The sequence below is a fragment of the Nesterenkonia suensis genome, assembly GCF_054782935.1.
Genome location: NZ_BAAGRN010000001.1, coordinates 511475 through 529862, shown reverse-complemented (window position 1 = coordinate 529862; position 18388 = coordinate 511475). Strand labels below are relative to the sequence as shown.

The following is an 18388-nucleotide window of genomic DNA, read 5'->3' as shown; positions in this document are numbered from 1 at the left end:
CAGACGCGGCAGGTCGTCGACGATGCCGCCGGTCCGCGCCTGATCAGGCCACCCCGACCTTGCTCGGCGTGGTGCCATTCTCCGGACGGTAGCTGCGCTCCTCCGTGGTGGGCTCGTCGATCTGGTGGTCGGGATCGAGAGAGATGACTCCATAGGTCCATCCACGACGCCGGTACACCGCCGAGGGCTGTCCGGTCTCGGCGTCGACGTAGAGATAGAAGTCGTGGCCCACCAGCTCCATGGCGTCGACGGCGGCGTCCACGCTCATCGGCTGGGCGGGGAAGACCTTGCGACGGATCTTGACCGTCGCGCTGTCCCATTCGTCCTCGGCCGGCGGGTGATCGTCGGCAGACTCGGCATCCAGCACCTGCTCATAGAGAGGCCGGTCCGTGGGGACAGGATCCAGCCCGGCCATCGCGGTGGCGACGTCGGGGGCTCCGTTCCGGGAGGCGTTGTGTGCGCGGGACTTCTTCCGATCCCGGGCGCGGCGGAGACGCTCGGTCAGCTTGTTGAGCGCGATCTCGAACGCGGCGAACTTGTCCTCAGCCTGGGCCTCCGAACGCACCACTTTGCCGCGACCGATCACGGTCAGCTCGACGGTCAGCGCAGTGTCTGCGCGACGGTGGGAGTTCTCGGAGGCGACTTTGACTTCCAGGCGGTGCCCCTTGTCCGCGAGCTGCTCGATCTTGTCGATCTTGTCCTGGACATGTTCCTTGAATGCGGAGGGGATCTGGATGTTCCGTCCGGTGTAGCTGACCTGAAGGGTCATGGTGTCCTCCTCGTTTCCGATGACAGCACAACGGCCGAACAGGATTCTCGTCCCGTCGCCGCTGCGATGGGACCCATCGTGAAGATACCCATACTCCACCCTAGGACGAATCGCCCCATTCGTCACGGGTGAGGCCGGAACTGATCACAGAGCCTGTCGGCAGACCTCCTCACCCATCCGCAGACCTCCTCCGACCTGGGTGCCGAACCTGCCCGGCGGAGGCTCCTCGCGGCGCGGCGGCCAGCACCGCCGCCCCGCACACGACGGCTCCCGCCTCGACCAGCACACGGTGCAGCTCGTGCAGCGTCGCCCCGGTGGTGAGCACATCGTCGACCAGCACCACCTCGGACCCCGGCAGGACTCGCCGGCCCGCTCCGGTGATGCGCAGCGTGTCCCGCAGCGCCCGACGCCGGGCGACCACCCCCCGGGCCTTCTGCCGCCGGCCCGGCAGCAACGAACGCAGCGCCGATGCCACAGTGGGCGCGACCAGTCCTCGGACGGGTCGCAGACCACCGGCGCGCAGCAGGAGCTCCACCGGACGGTGGCTGCGCCTCAGCAGAGCCGCCGGCGTGCTGGGCGGGACGACCAGCAGCGGCGCACCCCGCCGAGCCGACCACGTCCGGGTCTGCGCGACCGCGGCGTGCAGACCCGGGGCCAGCACGCGGGACAGCCCGGTGACCTCGTGATCTTTGAACGCCAGGACCGCCTGCGCCACGAGGCCCTCGTAGCGCGCCGCGGCCACTGTCGGCAATGCCGAGAGTCCGGCCCCGGCATCCGTGCCGGAGGACGGCACCAGCGGCAGCGCCAGCGCCTGCTCCTCGGCTCGGAAGGGACGGCGTGTGAGATCCCTGAGCAGATCATCGCAGTCGCCGCAGAGGACCACGTCCTCGCATCCGCAGCCGGCACACCACACCGGGGACAGCACCCCCGCGACCTCCTGGAGGAATCCGCAGGACATCCCCCACAGGGCTCCCCGGAGGGACACAGGTCGTCGCAGCGAGGACAGCAGGGAGGACAGCAGCGAGGACAGCAGCGGGGGCCACATGGTCCCAGCCTCACCGACTCCCGACGTCCGGGGCAGGGGAGTTCCGCACTCTGTGGAGGATCGGGCGCGTCGCCACCCAGGTCGCCTCCCTGTGGAGGAGCGGCACCCGGACCTCACCCGGGGAAGGCGTAGTCCCGCACCTCAACCTGTTCGTTGATGTCCCAGTTGTCGCCGCTGCGGGAGTTGTAGGGGGCGTCCACACGCTCGGCGAACACTCGACGTTCCCCCTCCCCCGCGGAGACGTTCTGCAGGCCCAGCAGCGGACTGCCCAACGACTGGTTGGAACCGTTGAGATTGACCCGCTCGACCTCCTCAGCGGAGTCGTCGGAGTTCGACCACGTCACCAGCGCGTCCTCCTCCAGCCAGCGGACGTCATCGGGCTCGGGGGTGTTCGTCTGCAGGGTGACGGGCTCACCGAGCCCACGAGGAGTGCCGGAGGAGTCGCGCACGACTCCGGCGAGGTACAGGCGGGACTCGCCGCCGTCGTCGGCGACGATCGCCGCGCGGGCGCCGTCCTGAGCGATGCGCAGCGACTTCACCTCCAGGTCGGTCAGCCAGTCGGCGCTGACCTCCAGGGAGGACTGGGCCAGGGCCTCGTCGTAGGCCGCGATGTGGACATGGGCGCCCCTGTCGTCAATGCTGGCGGTCCACGTCCAGCCGAAGTTGTCCATCGAGGGGCGGGTGAGGTCCTCCCCGGTGAGCACCAGATCGGGGCTCCGGTGCGGACGCAGGTGGTAGAGCGCCTCCCCCTCTCCGTCGAGGAAGGCGAAGATCTCCTCGGCCTCCGCCGGCACCGCCGGCTTCTGCGGGTCAAGGTCCGAGATGTCCGGCAGGCTGCCGATGGACAGGACCTGCAGGTCCTGCACCCGGACCAGCGCACCGTCCAGAATGCCCACCTGGGTGTTGCCCACCTGGGGCGCCTGTGTGATCTCGAGGGTCTCCGTCGACTGCGCAGGCATCTCGTAGTCGGCCTGGCCCGCGGTGATCTCCACCTCGTGGATGCTGGGCAGCTCGAGCAGCACCAGTTCCAACTGATGCTGCATCAGCAGCCGCTCCTGGTCCGCGGCTCCGCGCAGGTGCTCCGGGTCGAGATCGACGACGGCGGTGCCCTCCTCCACCGGCACCGACGGCCGCTGCAGCTCGGTGCCGGCGGAGAAGGCGGATGTGACCCCCGGCTCCAGATAGGACGCGGGGCCGTCGAGCAGGGCGCTGACGATCTCGGCCGGGATCCCGGCACGATTGCTGCGGAACCAGCGCACGTCGGGAACCGTGTAGCGCAGCTGCGGGTCGTAGAAGTAGAGCGTGTGGGCCTCGTACACGGTGGCGAAGGAGCCGGAGGTCAGCATGGTGCCCTCCGGGGCGTCGGCGATCCGCCATTCATCGTCGACCTGCTCCAGGCGGAATTCCTCGGTCTGCGTCTGGCCCTCCGGGAACTGGGTCATGATCCCGGACTCGTCGACGGCAGACTCCACCTCCATCTGGACGGAGTAGGTGTCCTCCCCCATGGAGAGCACATTGGGGTCCCCGGTGTAGACCAGGGTCCGCGCCCCCGAGATCCACTCGGCGCCGGCCTCCTCAGTCATGTATTCGCGGGCGACCTCGTACTGGTTGGTGGGCTCCACTCCGGCGTTGATGAATCCCAGCACGATCTCCTCCGGATCCATGCCTTCCACCGGCGCGGGCGCCTGGATGTTGTAGGCGGGGTCTCCTCCGACGTCAGGCTCGGAGGTTCCGACCGGTCCGTCGGTGGGCAACGTCGGGGTGCAGGCGGCGACGAAGAGGACGGCCGCGCTCAGCACGGCGACCAGGGAGGCCGGACGACGGGCCTTCATCAGTCAGACTCCTTGGGCTGGTGCAGCGACTGTTCGGTGATCCGGTCGTGGTCGACGTCTCCGGTGGCGGGCGCACCGTTGACCGGGGTGGCCACTCGGCGTCGGTCCGAGGAGCGGTAGACCGGCGGCAGCGCCAGCGGGGAGGCCCGGTAGGGCTCGTCCTGTCGCCGGGGCAGCACCAGACGGAAGCAGGATCCCTGGCCCTTCTGCCCCCAGGCGTCGAGGGCACCTCGGTGCAGCCGAGTGTCCTCAGTGGCGATGGAGAGGCCCAGTCCGGATCCGCCGGTGGTGCGCGCCCGCGCAGGGTCGGCCCGCCAGAACCGGTCGAAGACGTGTGCGACCTCGGAAGGGCTCATCCCCAGCCCATGGTCGCGCACCGCGATGCCGACGGCGGTCGGTGAGGAGGCGATGATCAGGTCAACCGGACGGGATTCAGAGTGTTCGATGGCGTTGTTGATGAGGTTGCGCAGGATCCTGTCGATCCGTCGCGGGTCAGCCTGCACGACGAAGTCCTCTCCCTGCACCACGATCGCCAGCGAGGTCTCCGAACGGTCGGCCAGGGGCAGCGCGGTGGTCAGCGCGTCCTCCGCGAGGCTGCGCAGGTCGACGGCGGTCAGCGCCAGCTCGGCGGCCCCGGCGTCGAAGCGGGACATCTCCAGCAGGTCGGAGAGCATCGCCTCGAACCGCTCCACCTGGTGGTAGAGGAGCTCGGCGGATCGCTGGTTGACCGGGTCGAAGTCCTCGCGGGACTCATGCAGGACTTCGGCGGCCATCCGGACGGTGGTCAGCGGGGTGCGCAGCTCGTGGGAGACGTCGGAGACGAAGCGTTGCTGCATCTTCGACAGGTTCGCCAGCTGGGTGATCTGCTCCTGCAGGTTCGAGGCCATCCGGTTGAACGAGATGCCCAGGCGGGCGATCTCGTCCTCACCGCGCACAGCCAGGCGCTGATCGAGCTGGCCGGCAGCGATCCGCTCCGAGACCTCTGCGGCCTGCGAGATCGGCGAGACCACTGATCGGGTCACCCAGGCGGCCACAGCCATGTTGAGCACCAGCAGGGCCAGCCCCGCCAGCAGCATGATCCGAGTCAGGAAGGACAGCGTCTCCTGCACGGAGGAGAGATCGTAGAGGAAATAGAGACCCATGATGTCCCCGGGCGGCAGCGTCACCTGGGTCCCGAACACCACCCCGGGCACCTCGGCCCCCTCCTGGGTGAAGGACACCGACTGCCAGTACTGGCCGGTGCCGCTCGCCACGGCCTCACGCAGCTCCTCGGAGACGATGTCGTCGCGGACCGAGTCGTCCAGGTCCGCGGGGATTCGCCCGGCCAGCGACTGGGTGTCGGCGTCGTCGCTCAGCGGCAGCAGGTAGACATAGCGCCGGATCTGCGAGCCGGTGTCCTCCTGCTCGGCGAGTGAGTCGGAGACCAGGCTGTCGGCTTCGCTGCGATCGGCGGTGGAGGCCGCGGAGAACTGGTTGTGGATGTGCTGCATCCCATTGGAGGCCTCCAGCTCGATCTGTTCGAACCGCTCCTGGAACAGTCCGCTGGTGACCTGCTGGGCGAGGAAGGCCGCGACGAGGCCCGTGCCCAGCATGGTGAGCAGGCCGGTGAAGGCCACCGCCCGGAACAGCAGGGAGCGACCCCACAGCCGGGGGATGCGGGCGATCCGGCGGCCGACATGACGCAGCGGGCCGGCGCCTGGGGATTCCTCTCCGACCTGTGTGTCCTCCGCCGTCGTCGACCCCTCAGAGGGTCCGGACCGGGTCACCGGCACAGCTCCGGTGGTCGTGGCCACCGCGCGGGAGGCAGAGGCGCGACTCTCGTCCTCGCTGATGGTCTACCCCTGTCCGCCGCCGGCCTTGTATCCCACCCCGCGCACGGTCTGGACGATCTCCGGATGCTCCGGGTCCTTCTCGATCTTCGACCGCAGCCGCTGGACGTGGACGTTGACGAGTCGGGTGTCGGCCTGGTGCCGGTAGCCCCAGACCTCCTCCAGAAGCATCTCCCGGTTCCACACCTGCCACGGCTTCTTCGCCAGTGCGGTGAGCAGGTCGAACTCCAGCGGCGTCAGAGAGATCCGGGTCTCACCGCGGCGGACCTCGTGTCCGGCGACGTCGATGGTCAGGTCTCCGATGGTCAGCTGGTCGGTCTCCGGCCTCGCCTGCCCCTCAGCCGGACGCAGCCGTGCGCGGACTCGGGCCACCAGTTCGGCGGGTTTGAAGGGCTTCGGCACGTAGTCGTCCGCCCCGGCCTCCAAGCCGCGCACGACGTCGGCGGTGTCGGACTTCGCGGTGAGCATGATGATCGGGGTGTCAGCCTCGTCACGGATCTCCCGGCAGACCTCGATGCCGTCCTTGCCCGGCAGCATGAGGTCCAGGAGGACGACGTCGGGTTTGGTGCTGCGGAACTCGTCGAGGGCCCGCTCTCCGGTCGCGCAGAAGGTGGGTTCGAAGCCGTCGTTGCGCAGTACGATGCCGATCATCTCGGCCAGCGCCTCATCGTCGTCGACGACCAGAATCCTGGCTTTCATCAGCTCTCCTGTTCTTCTCGTCCTGCACACGCCGGTTCCGTCCCGCCAGGATATATGACACGGCCCGGCAGGCCTGCCGCTCAGCATGTCACAGGGGTGTCCGACGGCGGAGGCGCGCTATAGGGTGAAAGCCTGCGCAGTGTCCGCAGCAGTCGTCCAGAGCAGTTCATCGAGAGGGGAAGCATGTCCGCGGACTGGAACACCGGCGAGCCGACGGGAGCCCACCCGGGGCGGGTCTTCCCGATCCGACGTATGACTCTCGGCGAGGTCCTCGGCGGAGGGTTCTCGATGATCCGTCACGCCCCGAAGGCCGTGCTCGGGGTGCCCTTCGTCGCCGGGATGATCAGCTTCGTTCTGTCGATGCTGGCCTTCGCTCTGGCGCCGTCCGGGAACCTGCTGCGGCTGATGTACGACCCGATGGCCTTCGAGGATGAGGAGATCATCTTCGGGATGCTCTCGAACATGGGCTTCTGGGCGGGTCTGACCTTCCTCACGGCCGTCCAGTACTTCCTCATGGCCGTGGCATACGCCCTCATCGTGATCCCCACGCTGCGCGCCGCCTACGGCTACCGCACCGGATTCGCCCAGACCCTGCGGCTGCGCTCCGGGCGTCTGGGGTGGCTGGTGCTGCATCTGCTCCTGATGCACGTCTTCGTCGTGGTCCTGGCGGTGGTCGTGATCGGGCTCAGCGTGGTCATCGCCGTGGTCACCTTCGGCCTGGGACTCCTGCTGGTGCTGCCCGGTCTGCTGCTGCTCGGCGCCTGGCTCACCGCCGGGCTGATGTACGCCCCGCTGGTCGTGCTGGTGGAGCACCGCGGCCCACTCAGCGCCTTCGCCCGGTCCTGGCGGCTGAACCGAGGACGCTGGTGGATCAACATCGGCACCGTGGCGCTGATCTACCTGATGACCTTCGTGATGCTCACGATCGCCTCCCTGCCGGTGGGCATCGTCTCCATGATCGGTGGAGAGATGGCGATGGCCTCCCCGGAGGACGGCACTGCCGTCACTCTGGTGCTGTTCACCGTGGCCACGTTCTTCGACTCCGCCGTCACCGCCGTGTTCCTCGGTCTGGTGGGCGCCCTGGTGGCCGTGATGTATCTGAACTGCCGCATCCACCAGGAGAGCGTGGATGTCTCCCTGCTGACCGCTGCCGACGGGGCTTCCGACGACGGCGGGGTCATTCCCGCTTCCGTGGAGCACCTGGGTGAGCCCACGGTGCCGATGTGGGGAGGGCCCGGAGGAAGCGCTCCGCCGTGGGGGTCCCAGCAGGCGGCCCCCGGCCCGATGTCCTACGGCCAGACCCCCTACGGACAGCAGGCGGGTCAGAACCCCTACGGTCAGCAGCCGGGCCAGAGCCCCTACGGGCAGAACCCCTATGGCCAGCAGCCGGGCCAGACCCCCTACGGACAGAGCCCCTATGGCCAGCAGCCGGGCCAGACCCCCTACGGACAGAGCCCCTATGGCCAGCAGCCGGGCCAGAGCCCCTACGGACAGAGCCCCTATGGTCAGAACCCCTATGGTCAGAACCCCTCCGGCCAGAACCCCTCCGGTCAGAACCCGCAGAACAGGCCGGACGCACAGGCACCTGAGGACCAGGGACCCGACTTCGGTCAGCCGAGGTGACCTCGCCCCATGCTCCTCGACCCGTCGACGCCGTCAGCCTCGCTCACCGCACCGTCGGGGACTGCGACGCTGATGACGACGCCGCTCTCGCCGAGCCGGGATGACGCTCGCGAGCTCCTCGAACGCGAGCTCGCCGACCCCCGGTATCAGCGGGAGTTCACCGGCCCGGTGCGCGAGACGATCGATGATGTCCTCCGCTGGCTCGACGACCGGATCGGCAGCATCGGTGGAATCGACATCCCGTACGGGCCCTTGATCATCCTGGTGCTGATTCTCGCCGCGATCGTGCTGGCCGTGGTCCTCGTCCGGCCGCGCCTGCAGCGCACTGCGAGCGCCGACGCCCCACTGGCCACAGATGCCGGCCTCAGCAGCGAGGAGCTGCGCAGCCGCGCCCAGGGCCACCGGCGAGCCGGTCGCGTGGACGAGGCCTACCGAGACCTCTTCCGGGCCGTCGTCCGGGCGGCCGAGGAACGGGACATCCTCACCGAGATGACCGGCCGCACCGCCACGGAGGCAGCCGCCGAGCTGACCCGGGTCTTCCCCGCCCACGGGCGTCGGATCGGCGTCGCCGCAGACCTGTTCAACCTGTCTCGATACGGCGGGCGCTCCATGACCGCTCAGGACTGCGACGACCTCGCCGAGCTCGACTCCGTGCTCACCGCCGCCGAGCCGCAGGGCGGGGAGACCGCCCTGTCCCCCCAGGTGGTGGCACCACGATGACCGCCCAGTCCACCCCCCGCGCCACCGCGCACAGTGCCCGCCCGGCCAGCGGCGGAGCCACCGGAGCACCGACGGTGCAGAGTCTCGCCGCTGCTGCGGGCTCCGCTGTGCGCCGCTGGCAGTTCTGGCTGCTGATGGTCGTCCTGGGCCTGCTCGTCGCTGTCCTGGTCCAGCTGCTCACCGTCGAAGACCAGGAACGCTACGGCCTGCACAACACGGACCTGGATGGCTACGCCGCCGTCGCAGAAGTGCTGCAGGACCAGGGGGTGAGGATCCACCCAGCCCCCACCGCCGAGATCGCCCGCGAACAGCTGGAGGAGCTCCCCGACGCCGCCGTCGTCGTCCTCGAGCAGAGCGTGGAGGCCGGCCCGCAGCTGGTGGAGGAGCTGGCCCGCTCGGACCGGGAGGTCATCTGGATCGCCCCGACGGTCGCGACCCGGCTCAGCGCCTTCGACGAGCTGGAGTCCGCCGGCGGGACCCCCACCTCCCCCGCCACGGAGCTGCCTGTTGCGCTGGAGGCCGGGCCTGACTGTGCGGTGGACGCCGCCCAGCGGGCCGGGTCCCTCCAGGCTCCGGGAGAGCTCTTCACCGGCACGGACGGCTGCTTCGTCCATGCCCCCGAAGGATCAGATCCCGCCCACGCGCTGGCCTCCACGGGCGGGGGCCTGGTGTTCGGGGTTCCCGACGCGTTCACCAATCGACACATCACCACGGAGGGCAACGCGGCCTTCGCACTCGGGTTGCTCGGCCAGCAGCAGGACCTCATCTGGCACACGCCGTCAGGCCTGGACGCCGTCTCCTCCGAGGAGTGGGCCTCCCCCTGGGACTTCATGCCGGACTGGGTGGGGCAGCTGACCTGGTGGCTGCTGGTCTGCACGCTGCTGCTGATCCTGGTCGCGGGCCGTCGGCACGGTCCGGTGGTGGTGGAGCCGCTGCCGGTGGAGGTGCCGGCCTCCGAGTCCGCTGAAGGGCGCGGACGGCTCTACCAGCAGGCTGACGCCTCCCAGGAGGCGGCCAGGACTCTGCGCTCGGCGCATCTGTTGCGCCTGTCCCGGCTGCTGCGGCTGGGCACAGGGGCCCCGGAGGAGGCTGTGATCACCGCTGTCGCCCGGCAGACGGCTCGGCCCCCGGCTGAGATCGCCCGCATCATCGGCGCCTCCGCGATCAGCGGGAACTCTGAGATGGTGAGGTACGCCCAGGAGCTGGCCGCGCTGGAGGACGAGGTCCGGATCCGGCTGGGGCACGGCCCCCGCAGGCTCCCCGGGACCGCCCAGGACAAGACGGCCCAGGATGAGACGGCCCAGGATGAGATGGGCCAGGATGAGATGGGCCAGGACACGACCGCACAGGACACGACGCCGAGGGAAGACACACTGTGACACCACATCAGCCCGACCGGACCCCCCAGCATCAGCCGGCTCCGCCGGTCCCGGGGCAGCAGACGACCCCCATACATCAGGAGGAGCACCTCGTGCCGCAGTCGCAGCCCCGGCCGTCGGAGGGACCGGCGGCCGCCTCAACGGCGAGCGCCGCCTCCTCCGGCACCCCGGACACGCTCCGCGATCGGTTCCACCAGGTTCGTCGTGAGGTCTCCAAGGCGGTGGTCGGTCAGGACGGGGCGGTCACCGGCGTGCTCATCGGACTGTTGGTGCGCGGCCATGTGCTGCTCGAAGGTGTGCCGGGTGTGGCCAAGACGCTGCTGGTCCGGGCGATGTCGGCGTCGTTGTCGTTGGACACCGCCCGGGTGCAGTTCACCCCGGACCTGATGCCCGGCGATGTGACCGGATCCCTGGTCTATGACTCCACCACGGGGGACTTCGCCTTTCGTGAGGGTCCGGTGTTCACCAATCTGATGCTGGCCGACGAGATCAATCGCACCCCTCCGAAGACCCAGGCGTCCCTGCTGGAGGCCATGGAGGAGCGGCAGGTCTCCGTGGACGGCATCGGCCGCCCGCTGCCGGACCCGTTCCTGGTGGCCGCCACGCAGAATCCGGTCGAATATGAGGGCACCTACCCGCTGCCCGAGGCGCAGCTGGACCGCTTCCTGCTGAAGATCACTCTGGACCTGCCCCAGCGCGGCGAAGAGATCGAGGTCATCCGCCGCCACGCCGCCGGGTTCAACCCCTCGGACCTGGCCGCCGCCGGAGTGCGTCCGGTCGCCTCCGAGGCGGACGTCAAGGCGGCCCGTCAGGCGGTCTGGTCGGTGGCGCTGGCCCCGGAGGTGATCGCCTATATCGTCGACATCGCGCGCGCGACACGGCAGGCGCCCAGCTTCCAGCTCGGTGTCTCCCCGCGCGGTGCCACCGCCCTGATGAACTCCGCGAAGGCCTGGGCCTGGCTCTCCGGCCGTGACTTCGTCACTCCCGACGACGTCAAGGCGCTGGCCCTGCCGTGCCTGCGTCACCGGGTCTCGCTGCGCCCGGAGGCGTCCATGGACGGAGTCAGCGTGGACGACGTGCTGCAAGGCATCCTCGCCACGGTGCCGGTGCCCCGCTGACCCGCTCCGCAGGACCGCCACGCCGGTGGTGCTCCCGCGTCCCCTCCTCTCCCCTCCCTCTCCGGCGACCATCCCCATCCCCCCGCCCCTGACCAGAGGATCCACCCATGGTGCTGACCCGTCGGCTGCTGTACGTGGCGCTCGCGCTGAGCGTCGCGGTCGTCGCCCTGCCTGTGGCCGCCACGCTGTGGTTCTGCCTGGCGCTGCTGGTGGGGCTCGTGGCTGCGGACATGCTGCTCGCCGGCTCGCCCCGGCAGGTCCAGGTGGAGCGGGTTCCCGGCGACGCCGTCCGGTGGGGGCAGACGACGTCGGCGGTCTCCGTGCTGCACTATCAGGGGCGACGTCGACTGCGGGGCTCCGTCAAGGACGGCTGGCAGCCCTCGGCCGGATCCTCCCGCCCGATCCAGCGGCTCAGCATCGCCCCGGGCGGACGGCAGCGGATCCAGGTGCCGCTGCGTCCTCGTCGCCGGGGAGACCTGGTCAGCTCCACAGTGGCGGTCCGTTCACTGGGTCCCCTGGGTCTGGCCGGCCGTCAGGTGGTCCACCGCACGCGGCATGTGCAGCGGGTCCTGCCGCCGTTCCGGTCCAGGAGGCACCTGCCGTCGAAGCTGCAGCGACTGCGGGAGCTCGACGGCCAGACGGCGGTGCAGATCCGCGGCGCGGGGACCGAATTCGACTCGCTGCGCGACTATGTCCGCGGTGACGATGTCCGGTCCATCGACTGGCGCGCCACCGCGCGGCGGCGCACCGGTGCCGGCCACAATCTGGTGGTGCGCACCTGGCGGCCCGAGCGCGACCGGCGGGTGATCCTCTGCCTGGACTCTTCCCGCACCTCGGCGGCCCGGATCGACGACGAACCGCGGCTGGACACCGGCATGGAGGCCGCGCTGCTGCTGGGCGTGCTGGCCGCCGGCGCCGGGGACCGGGTCGATTTCATCGGTTTCGACCGCGGCATTGTCGCGCGGGCGCGCTCCTCCTCATCGGGAGACTTCCTGCACCAGATGGTCAACGCGATGGCCACGATGGACCCCGAGCTCGTGGAGTCCGACTTCTCCCGACTCCCCGCCCATGTGGAGGCGATCAGCTCCCAACGCTCCCTGGTGGTGGTGCTGACCTCGTTGGAGTCCGGCTCCCTGGAGGAAGGACTGCTGCCGGTGCTGCCCGCGCTGACCGCGAAGCACCTGGTGCTGTTGGCCACGGTGCGGGACCCGGACCTGGATCGGCGCACCGGCGAGCGCGGGACCGCCACCGAGGTGTATCGGGCGGCTGCGGCCGAGCGGGAGCTCATCGAGCGGGAGGCGAAGAAGGCCCAGCTGCTCTCCATGGGGGTGGAGGCAGTGGATGCGACGCCCCACGAGCTGCCGCCGCTGCTGGCCGACACCTACATCCGGCTCAAGGCCACCGGGCGACTGTGAGGTCGCCGACGGGGCCGTACGCCCTCGGTGCCCCTGGCCCCAACGGCAGCCAGGACTTGGGCATCTCCCCTGCGGCTGTGAGACCCTTGGTGGCGTCATGAAGGTACTTGCAGCGATGTCCGGAGGCGTGGACTCGGCCGTGGCGGCCGCCCGCGCCGTGGACGCCGGCCACGAGGTGGTCGGCGTGCACCTGGCGCTGTCCCGCATGCCGGGAACTCTGCGCACCGGGTCCCGCGGGTGCTGCACGATCGAGGACTCCTCGGATGCGTGGCGCGCCTGTGAGACCCTCGGGATCCCCTTCTACGTGTGGGACTTCTCCGAGCGGTTCAAGGCCGACGTGGTCGATGACTTCGTCGCCGAATACGCCGCCGGGCGCACCCCCAACCCCTGCATGCGCTGCAACGAGAAGATCAAGTTCGAGGCGCTGCTGGACAAGGCGATCGCGCTGGGCTTCGACGCGGTGGCCACCGGTCACTACGCGAAGCTCGTCGAGCACGACGACGGAAGCCGGGAGCTGCACCGTGCGGCCACCTGGACGAAGGATCAGTCCTATGTGCTGGGGGTGCTGAACGAGCAGCAGCTGGCGCACTGCCTGTTCCCACTGGGCGAGACCCCGTCGAAGGAGCTGGTGCGTGCCGAGGCCACCGAACGCGGGATCTCCGTGGCGAAGAAGCCCGACTCCCATGACATCTGTTTCATCCCCGACGGCGACACCCGAGGGTGGTTGGCCGAGCAGATCGATCTGCAGGACGGCCCCATCCTCGACCCGGACGGTGAACAGATCGGGGAGCATGAGGGATCCCAGGCCTATACGGTCGGGCAGCGCCGCGGCTTGAAGCTGGGCCGCCCGGCACCCGACGGCAAGCCGCGGTTCGTCCTGGAGATCCGCCCCAAGGAGAACACCGTGGTCGCCGGGCCGAAGGAGCTGCTGGAGATCGACCGGCTCACCGGCATCCGGCTCTCCTGGGCGGGCCGGCCGGTGCCCGAGGCACACACCGGGCAGTGGTTCCCCGTGGAGCTGCAGATCCGGGCCCACGCCGATCCGGTGCCGGCTCGGGCGCGCGTCGAGCAGGTGGAGCAGCTGGAGCAGCCCGACGGCGGCGCGGCCGAGGATGCCGACGCCGGCGGACCTCGGCTGGTGGTTGAGCTCGAGGAGCCCCTGCACGGCGTCGCCCCGGGGCAGACCGCGGTGATGTATCAGGGAACCCGTGTGCTGGGCCAGGCCACGATCGACACCGCCCGCTCGAAGAACTACCAGCCTGTGGCCACCAGCTCCTGACCTCCCCACCAGCGAGCGGCCGAGAATCACGGCATCCGGACTCCCGCCACGGAGTGTCACCGGGCCGATGCGGTCAGGCGTGGCCACCGGATCCACGTAAGCTGGAGGGCATGAGCTCGAGCCCCGATCAGCGCGCCGGCGACGCCGCGCAGCATGTGGACCCGCAGGTGCTGGAGGAGCTGTTGTCGATGCGTGCCAGCATCGACAACGTCGACGCCACCCTGGTGTATCTGCTCGCCGAACGGTTCAAGGCCACCCAGCGCGTGGGCGTGCTGAAGGCTCGGCATCAGCTTCCCCCGGCCGACCCGGCTCGTGAACGCAACCAGATCGCGCGGCTCAAGCGCCTGGCCGAGGATGCCCAGCTCGACCCGGAGTTCGCCGAGAAGTTCCTCAACTTCATCATCGACGAGGTCATCCGCCACCACCAGGCGATCTCCGCATCCGAGATCTCCGGGGACTCCCCTGCCTCCCCTGCCTCCCCTGCCTCCCCTGCCTCGCCCACTGCCCCCGACTCCCCCACTGCCCCCGACTCCCTCGAGGACCGATGAGCTCCCACGATCCTGCCGATGCGGTGCTCGCCGCGGCCGGCGGCGTCATGCCCGGCACTGATGCCCTGCGCTCCGCCGAGCACCTCGAGACCGAGCTGACCGGCCATCTGCCGGCCCTGGCTGAGCTGCCCTGCCGAGGACATCACGCCTCGCTGCATGGCCGGGCCATCTCGCTGCTGACGGAGCTGCCGGCCGAGCTGACCTCCTATGGGTGGCGCCTGGTGGACCGGCCCGGCGCCGATCACCGACGGGCCCTGCAGCTGCTCCGCGCCGACGTCGACACCCTGGCCGATGTGCGCGGCGCCCGGGCCGAGGCCGGCGTGGACGACCACCCGGCCGAGCTGCTGCTCCATGTGCTGGGTCCGGTCAGCCTGGCCGCGCAGCTGGCCCTGCCCGGTGGTGAGAAGGTGCTGGTGGACCACGGGGCGCGGCGAGACCTGGCCGAGTCGCTGGCCGCCGGGATCCAGGACCACCTGGAGCACGTGCGCCGGTCCTGCAGCCCCGCTGCGCTGCATGTGGTGCTGCACGAACCTGACCATGCCCGGGTGCGGTCCGGGTCGGTGCCGACGGTCAGCGGCTACCGGACCATCCGTGCTCTGCCCCGGGACGAGACGCGCAGGATGGTGGACGCCGTGGTCGATGCTCTGCGCGCCGGCGGCGCCGACGAGGTCCTCCTGGACCTCGGAGAGGCGCCCCAGCGGGACCAGGTGGAGGACCACCTCGGGTCGTCGAACAGCCCGGTGGACGGTTTCGGGCTCCCGCTGCCGGACCTGGCGGCGGGAGACTGGGAACGCACCGCCGAGCTGGCCGAGCAGGGCACACGGTTCCTGGCCGGGCTGCTGCCCTCCGTCCCGCGGACCCACCAGGACCTGCCTCCGGTGAGCGCTCTGCTGCGGCGGATCACCGACCCGTGGCAGGCCCTGGGGATGTCGCCATCGGCGCTGGCCACGATGCGGATGACCCCGATGGTCGGCCGCGCCCGTGCCGAGCTGGCCCAGGTGGGCGAGGCGGACGCGATGCGGCTGATCAGCCGAGTCCGCGACGCCGCGGAGGCCCTGACCGAGACGATGCACAGCTGACGATGCACAGCTGAGCCCCGCCCCCGGAAGGACGAGCACCCCGATGACACCCGACCATGCCGGAGCGTCAGCACACACTCAGGAGCACTCAGATGTCCTGGTGACATTCATCCTGGAGAAGTTCGACGGCCTGGTGGATCTGGTCGGCTCGCTCGACGACGCCACGGCCAACTCCGATCTGACCGGCCGCGTGCCTGCCGGGACCGGGACGAACTCGCCGGTGCAGCTGCTGGTCCACGTCTGCGGGATGCTGCGGCGCTGGTCGTCCACCGTGAATCTGGGCGTGACTGTCCCCCGGGACCGGGAGGCGGAGTTCACCGCCCGGATGCCGGTGGCCGAGGTGCTCGAGAGCGCAGCCCGGACCCGCCGCGGGTTCCTCGACGACGTCGCCGCCACCGTTCCGTACGCGTCCCCGGCGGCCGTGCCCCCAGGGCGGGGGCACTTCTGGACGGGCAGCTGCCACGGCGTGCTGCTGCACGTGCTCGAGGAGATCAGCCAGCATCTCGGGCACGCGGAGATCACCCGGGATGTGCTCAGCGACCTCCGCGACCTCAGCGACGATCCGCGGCCATCCCCGCCGCCCGCGCCCGGGCGATGATGCCCGGCAGCACCTCGGCGAGCGCCTCGACGTCCTCCTCCGTGGTGGTGTGACCCAGGGTGAAGCGCTGGGCTCCCCGGGCGGAGTCCTCGTCCAGCCCCATGGCGAGCAGCACATGCGAGGGCCGAGGCACCCCCGCGGTGCACGCGGAACCGGTGGAGGTGTCGAAGCCGGCCATGTCCAGCATGAACAGCAGAGAGTCCCCTTCGGCACCGTCGACTGTGATGTGCAGGTTGTTCGGCAGCCGCCGCTCAGGGGTGGTCCGCGGGTCGGGCCCGCGCAGGGTCACCCCGTCGACGTCGACCACCGCCTCGAGCAGCCGGTCCCGCAGGGCGGCCAGCCGGGCGGCCTCCTGGTCCCGGTGCGCGACGACCTCCTCGGCGACGGCGGCGAAGGCGCAGATGCCGGGGGCGTCCAGGGTGCCGGAGCGGATGTCCCGTTCCTGTCCGCCGCCGTGCAGCACCGGGGTCAGGGTGACATCGCGGCGCACCAGCAGCGCCCCGATCCCCACCGGACCGCCGATCTTATGGGCGCTGACCGCCAAAGTCGCCGCCTGCGAAGCGGCGAAGTCCACCCGGTCGGCCCCGACGGGCTCGCCGCCGAAGGCCTGCACCGCGTCGGTGTGCAGCGGGATCCCGTGGTCGGCGCAGGCCCGGGCGAGCTCGGCCACCGGCTGGACCGCACCGGTCTCACTGTTGGCCCACATCAGGGTCGCCAGCGCCACTGACTCAGGTTCCTGGACTGTCAGCTCGTCCAGCAGCGCACGGGCCGCCTCCAGGTCCAGCACCCCGGCTCCGTCCACCGGCAGCGTCACCAGCTCCGCGCCCTCATGGGCTTCGAGCCATTCGGCGGTGTCCAGCACCGCAGGGTGCTCGATGCCGGACAGCAGCACTCGACGCCGCCGTCGGTCCTGCCCGCGGCGACTCCAGTACAGGCCCTTCAGGGCGAGGTTGTCGGCCTCGGTCCCGCCGGAGGTGACGATGACCTCGCTGGGGTCGGCCCCGAGCGTGGCCGCGAGCCGGGCGCGGGCGGAGTCCACCTCCAGACGGGCACGGCGTCCGGCGCTGTGCAGCGAGGAGGGGTTGGCCAGCTGGGGCATCTGCTCGGCGAGCACGCGCACCGTGGTCTCACGGACCGGCGAGGTGGCGGCGTGGTCGAAGTACCGGGAGGGCGTCGTCATCGTCTCCTGATTCTATGAGGTCTCCTGATCCTATGAGGTCTCCGGGTCCTACGAGGTCTCCGGATTCTTCGTGGTGGTCTCGGCCCGGGGGGGGGCTGGGCCACTTGTGGCCGAGGCTGTCCGCGCTGGGCTGATCACCGGTCGGCGACGGGCGGCAGCACCGGCTGAGGCGCTATCGTGAGGGGGCGATGAGCAACCACTCCTCTTCCTCCGGAGCATCCGGCGCCGACCTCTACGGCGTCCTCGGCGTGCCGCCGGAGGCGGATCTGAAGACCATCCGCTCGGCCTACCGTCGGCTGGCACGGGACTCCCATCCCGACCGTGGCGGTTCGGCCGAGGAGTTCCACCGCATCCAGGCCGCCTGGGAGGTGCTGCGCTCCACCGACGCCCGGGCCGCCTACGACCGGGCCCGGCAGCACGGGCGGACCCCCACCGACGGCTCGGGCGACGACGTCGACACCGTGCGCTACGGACCGGCCGGGACCTGGACCGCCCCCGGCGCCCGCTCCCGCGGCAGCGCCGAACGCGGCGCCCAGCGCAGCGCCTCGGGCAGTGCGCATCTGCCTCCGGAATATCGCCCCGACCTCTCCGACCCCCGGCCGCTCTCCCTCTCGCTGACCAGCCAGCGGGTGCACGGCGAGCTCCGTGCCCAGGGGCTGTTCTCCCGGGGGCGGGTGCAGCGGCGTCACGAGCGCACCATCGAGGTGCTGCGTCGCCATGTGCTCTCCGAGCTCCCCGCCGCCCGGCTGTTCAACGACGTCCTGCTCGATCCTCCTGCCGGAGGTCCACGTGCCGAGCGGACCGGACGACGCCGGCGCAGTCCCGGTCAGCGGGCCGAGCATGTCCTGGTCTGTGGGGACAGGCTCACCGTGGTGTTCTCCCTGGAGGTCCCGACGCCGGCGGCCTCGTGGGACGGGCAGATGCTGCGTGCCGCCGGACGAGAGCTCGTCCTGCCCGATCTGGCCGCCCAGGCGCGCCGACTGCGTGAGACGCTGATGCAGCGGCTGCTGGACGAACGGGGCCACGAGGCGCTGCTGACCGTCGAGCACCAGGTGATCCTCCACTCCCCCGACGGCGGCCTGCTCTCCCCGGTGGTGGAGACCACCCGAGCAGGCGGTTCCGCCCCGCAGGCGGCCGGCCGAGCGACCCGTCGCATCGTGGGGCAGCTGGCCTCCTCCGCCCAGGCCAATGTGGTGGATCGGCATCTGCTCGCGGTCCTGCGGGACCAGCTGGCCTCCCCCGAGGAGGGGACCTGAGCTTCCCGGGGCCTTCCAC

At 70.5% G+C, this 18388-nt stretch carries 16 protein-coding genes; 10 read left to right on the top strand and 6 right to left on the bottom strand.

Going from position 1 to position 18388, the window contains the following annotated elements; all coding sequences use genetic code 11:
• Window positions 1-43 precede the first annotated feature (43 nt).
• The 5 genes from hpf to mtrA all read right to left on the bottom strand — a co-directional run bounded on the left by hpf (window position 44) and on the right by mtrA (window position 6174).
• On the bottom strand, window positions 44-769 hold the full coding sequence (gene hpf / locus ACYVKI_RS02275) for a ribosome hibernation-promoting factor, HPF/YfiA family (protein ID WP_460688722.1): 726 nt from the start codon (window positions 767-769) through the stop codon (window positions 44-46).
• A 169-nt stretch (window positions 770-938) separates the two neighbouring features.
• The gene (locus ACYVKI_RS02270) at window positions 939-1814 is read right to left on the bottom strand and encodes a ComF family protein (RefSeq protein ID WP_460688721.1); all 876 of its coding nucleotides are present in this window, start codon (window positions 1812-1814) and stop codon (window positions 939-941) included.
• A gap of 113 nt (window positions 1815-1927) precedes the next feature.
• On the bottom strand, window positions 1928-3646 hold the full coding sequence (locus tag ACYVKI_RS02265; RefSeq protein WP_460688720.1) for an LpqB family beta-propeller domain-containing protein: 1719 nt from the start codon (window positions 3644-3646) through the stop codon (window positions 1928-1930).
• Window positions 3646-5439 carry an MtrAB system histidine kinase MtrB gene (gene mtrB, locus ACYVKI_RS02260; RefSeq protein ID WP_460688719.1) on the bottom strand — a complete coding sequence of 598 codons (1794 nt, stop codon included), beginning with the start codon at window positions 5437-5439 and terminating at the stop codon, window positions 3646-3648. The genes ACYVKI_RS02265 and mtrB overlap by 1 nt, the downstream gene beginning before the upstream one ends.
• 42 nt (window positions 5440-5481) lie before the next feature.
• Window positions 5482-6174, bottom strand: a complete 693-nt coding sequence (gene mtrA / locus ACYVKI_RS02255) for an MtrAB system response regulator MtrA (RefSeq protein WP_460688718.1) — start codon at window positions 6172-6174, stop codon at window positions 5482-5484.
• Between the two features lie 183 nt (window positions 6175-6357).
• On the opposite strand from mtrA, the gene ACYVKI_RS02250 reads away from it, so the two are divergent.
• From ACYVKI_RS02250 to ACYVKI_RS02210, 9 genes are all read left to right on the top strand, one after another.
• Window positions 6358-7797 carry a hypothetical protein gene (locus ACYVKI_RS02250; protein ID WP_460688717.1) on the top strand — a complete coding sequence of 480 codons (1440 nt, stop codon included), beginning with the start codon at window positions 6358-6360 and terminating at the stop codon, window positions 7795-7797.
• Window positions 7798-7806: 9 nt separating this feature from the next.
• A complete protein-coding gene (locus ACYVKI_RS02245) occupies window positions 7807-8517 on the top strand; it encodes a DUF4129 domain-containing protein (protein WP_460688716.1) in 711 nt (236 codons plus the stop codon).
• Window positions 8514-9896 (top strand): DUF4350 domain-containing protein, encoded by a 1383-nt coding sequence (locus ACYVKI_RS02240; RefSeq protein ID WP_460688715.1) that lies wholly within the window; start codon window positions 8514-8516, stop codon window positions 9894-9896. The genes ACYVKI_RS02245 and ACYVKI_RS02240 overlap by 4 nt, the downstream gene beginning before the upstream one ends.
• 92 nt (window positions 9897-9988) lie before the next feature.
• Entirely contained in the window at window positions 9989-11014 is a 1026-nt protein-coding gene (locus ACYVKI_RS02235) for an AAA family ATPase (protein ID WP_460688714.1), read from the top strand.
• Window positions 11015-11121: 107 nt separating this feature from the next.
• Complete coding sequence (locus ACYVKI_RS02230) at window positions 11122-12429, top strand: DUF58 domain-containing protein (protein WP_460688713.1); 1308 nt, start codon at window positions 11122-11124, stop codon at window positions 12427-12429.
• Between the two features lie 97 nt (window positions 12430-12526).
• Window positions 12527-13708, top strand: a complete 1182-nt coding sequence (gene mnmA, locus ACYVKI_RS02225) for a tRNA 2-thiouridine(34) synthase MnmA (RefSeq protein ID WP_460688712.1) — start codon at window positions 12527-12529, stop codon at window positions 13706-13708.
• Between the two features lie 110 nt (window positions 13709-13818).
• Window positions 13819-14256, top strand: a complete 438-nt coding sequence (locus ACYVKI_RS02220) for a chorismate mutase (protein ID WP_460688711.1) — start codon at window positions 13819-13821, stop codon at window positions 14254-14256.
• The gene (locus tag ACYVKI_RS02215; protein WP_460688710.1) at window positions 14253-15335 is read left to right on the top strand and encodes a uroporphyrinogen decarboxylase/cobalamine-independent methonine synthase family protein; all 1083 of its coding nucleotides are present in this window, start codon (window positions 14253-14255) and stop codon (window positions 15333-15335) included. Before ACYVKI_RS02220 ends, ACYVKI_RS02215 begins: the two co-directional genes overlap by 4 nt.
• 43 nt (window positions 15336-15378) lie before the next feature.
• On the top strand, window positions 15379-15933 hold the full coding sequence (locus tag ACYVKI_RS02210) for a mycothiol transferase (RefSeq protein ID WP_460688709.1): 555 nt from the start codon (window positions 15379-15381) through the stop codon (window positions 15931-15933).
• Here the strand turns inward: ACYVKI_RS02210 and ACYVKI_RS02205 are convergent.
• Window positions 15887-17113: a cysteine desulfurase family protein gene (locus tag ACYVKI_RS02205; protein ID WP_460688708.1), complete on the bottom strand. Its 1227-nt coding sequence runs from the start codon at window positions 17111-17113 to the stop codon at window positions 15887-15889. The two genes, ACYVKI_RS02210 and ACYVKI_RS02205, sit on opposite strands and share 47 nt — an antisense overlap.
• Before the next feature lie 188 nt (window positions 17114-17301).
• On the opposite strand from ACYVKI_RS02205, the gene ACYVKI_RS02200 reads away from it, so the two are divergent.
• Window positions 17302-18369 carry a J domain-containing protein gene (locus ACYVKI_RS02200; RefSeq protein ID WP_460688707.1) on the top strand — a complete coding sequence of 356 codons (1068 nt, stop codon included), beginning with the start codon at window positions 17302-17304 and terminating at the stop codon, window positions 18367-18369.
• The last annotated feature ends 19 nt before the right edge of the window (window positions 18370-18388 follow it).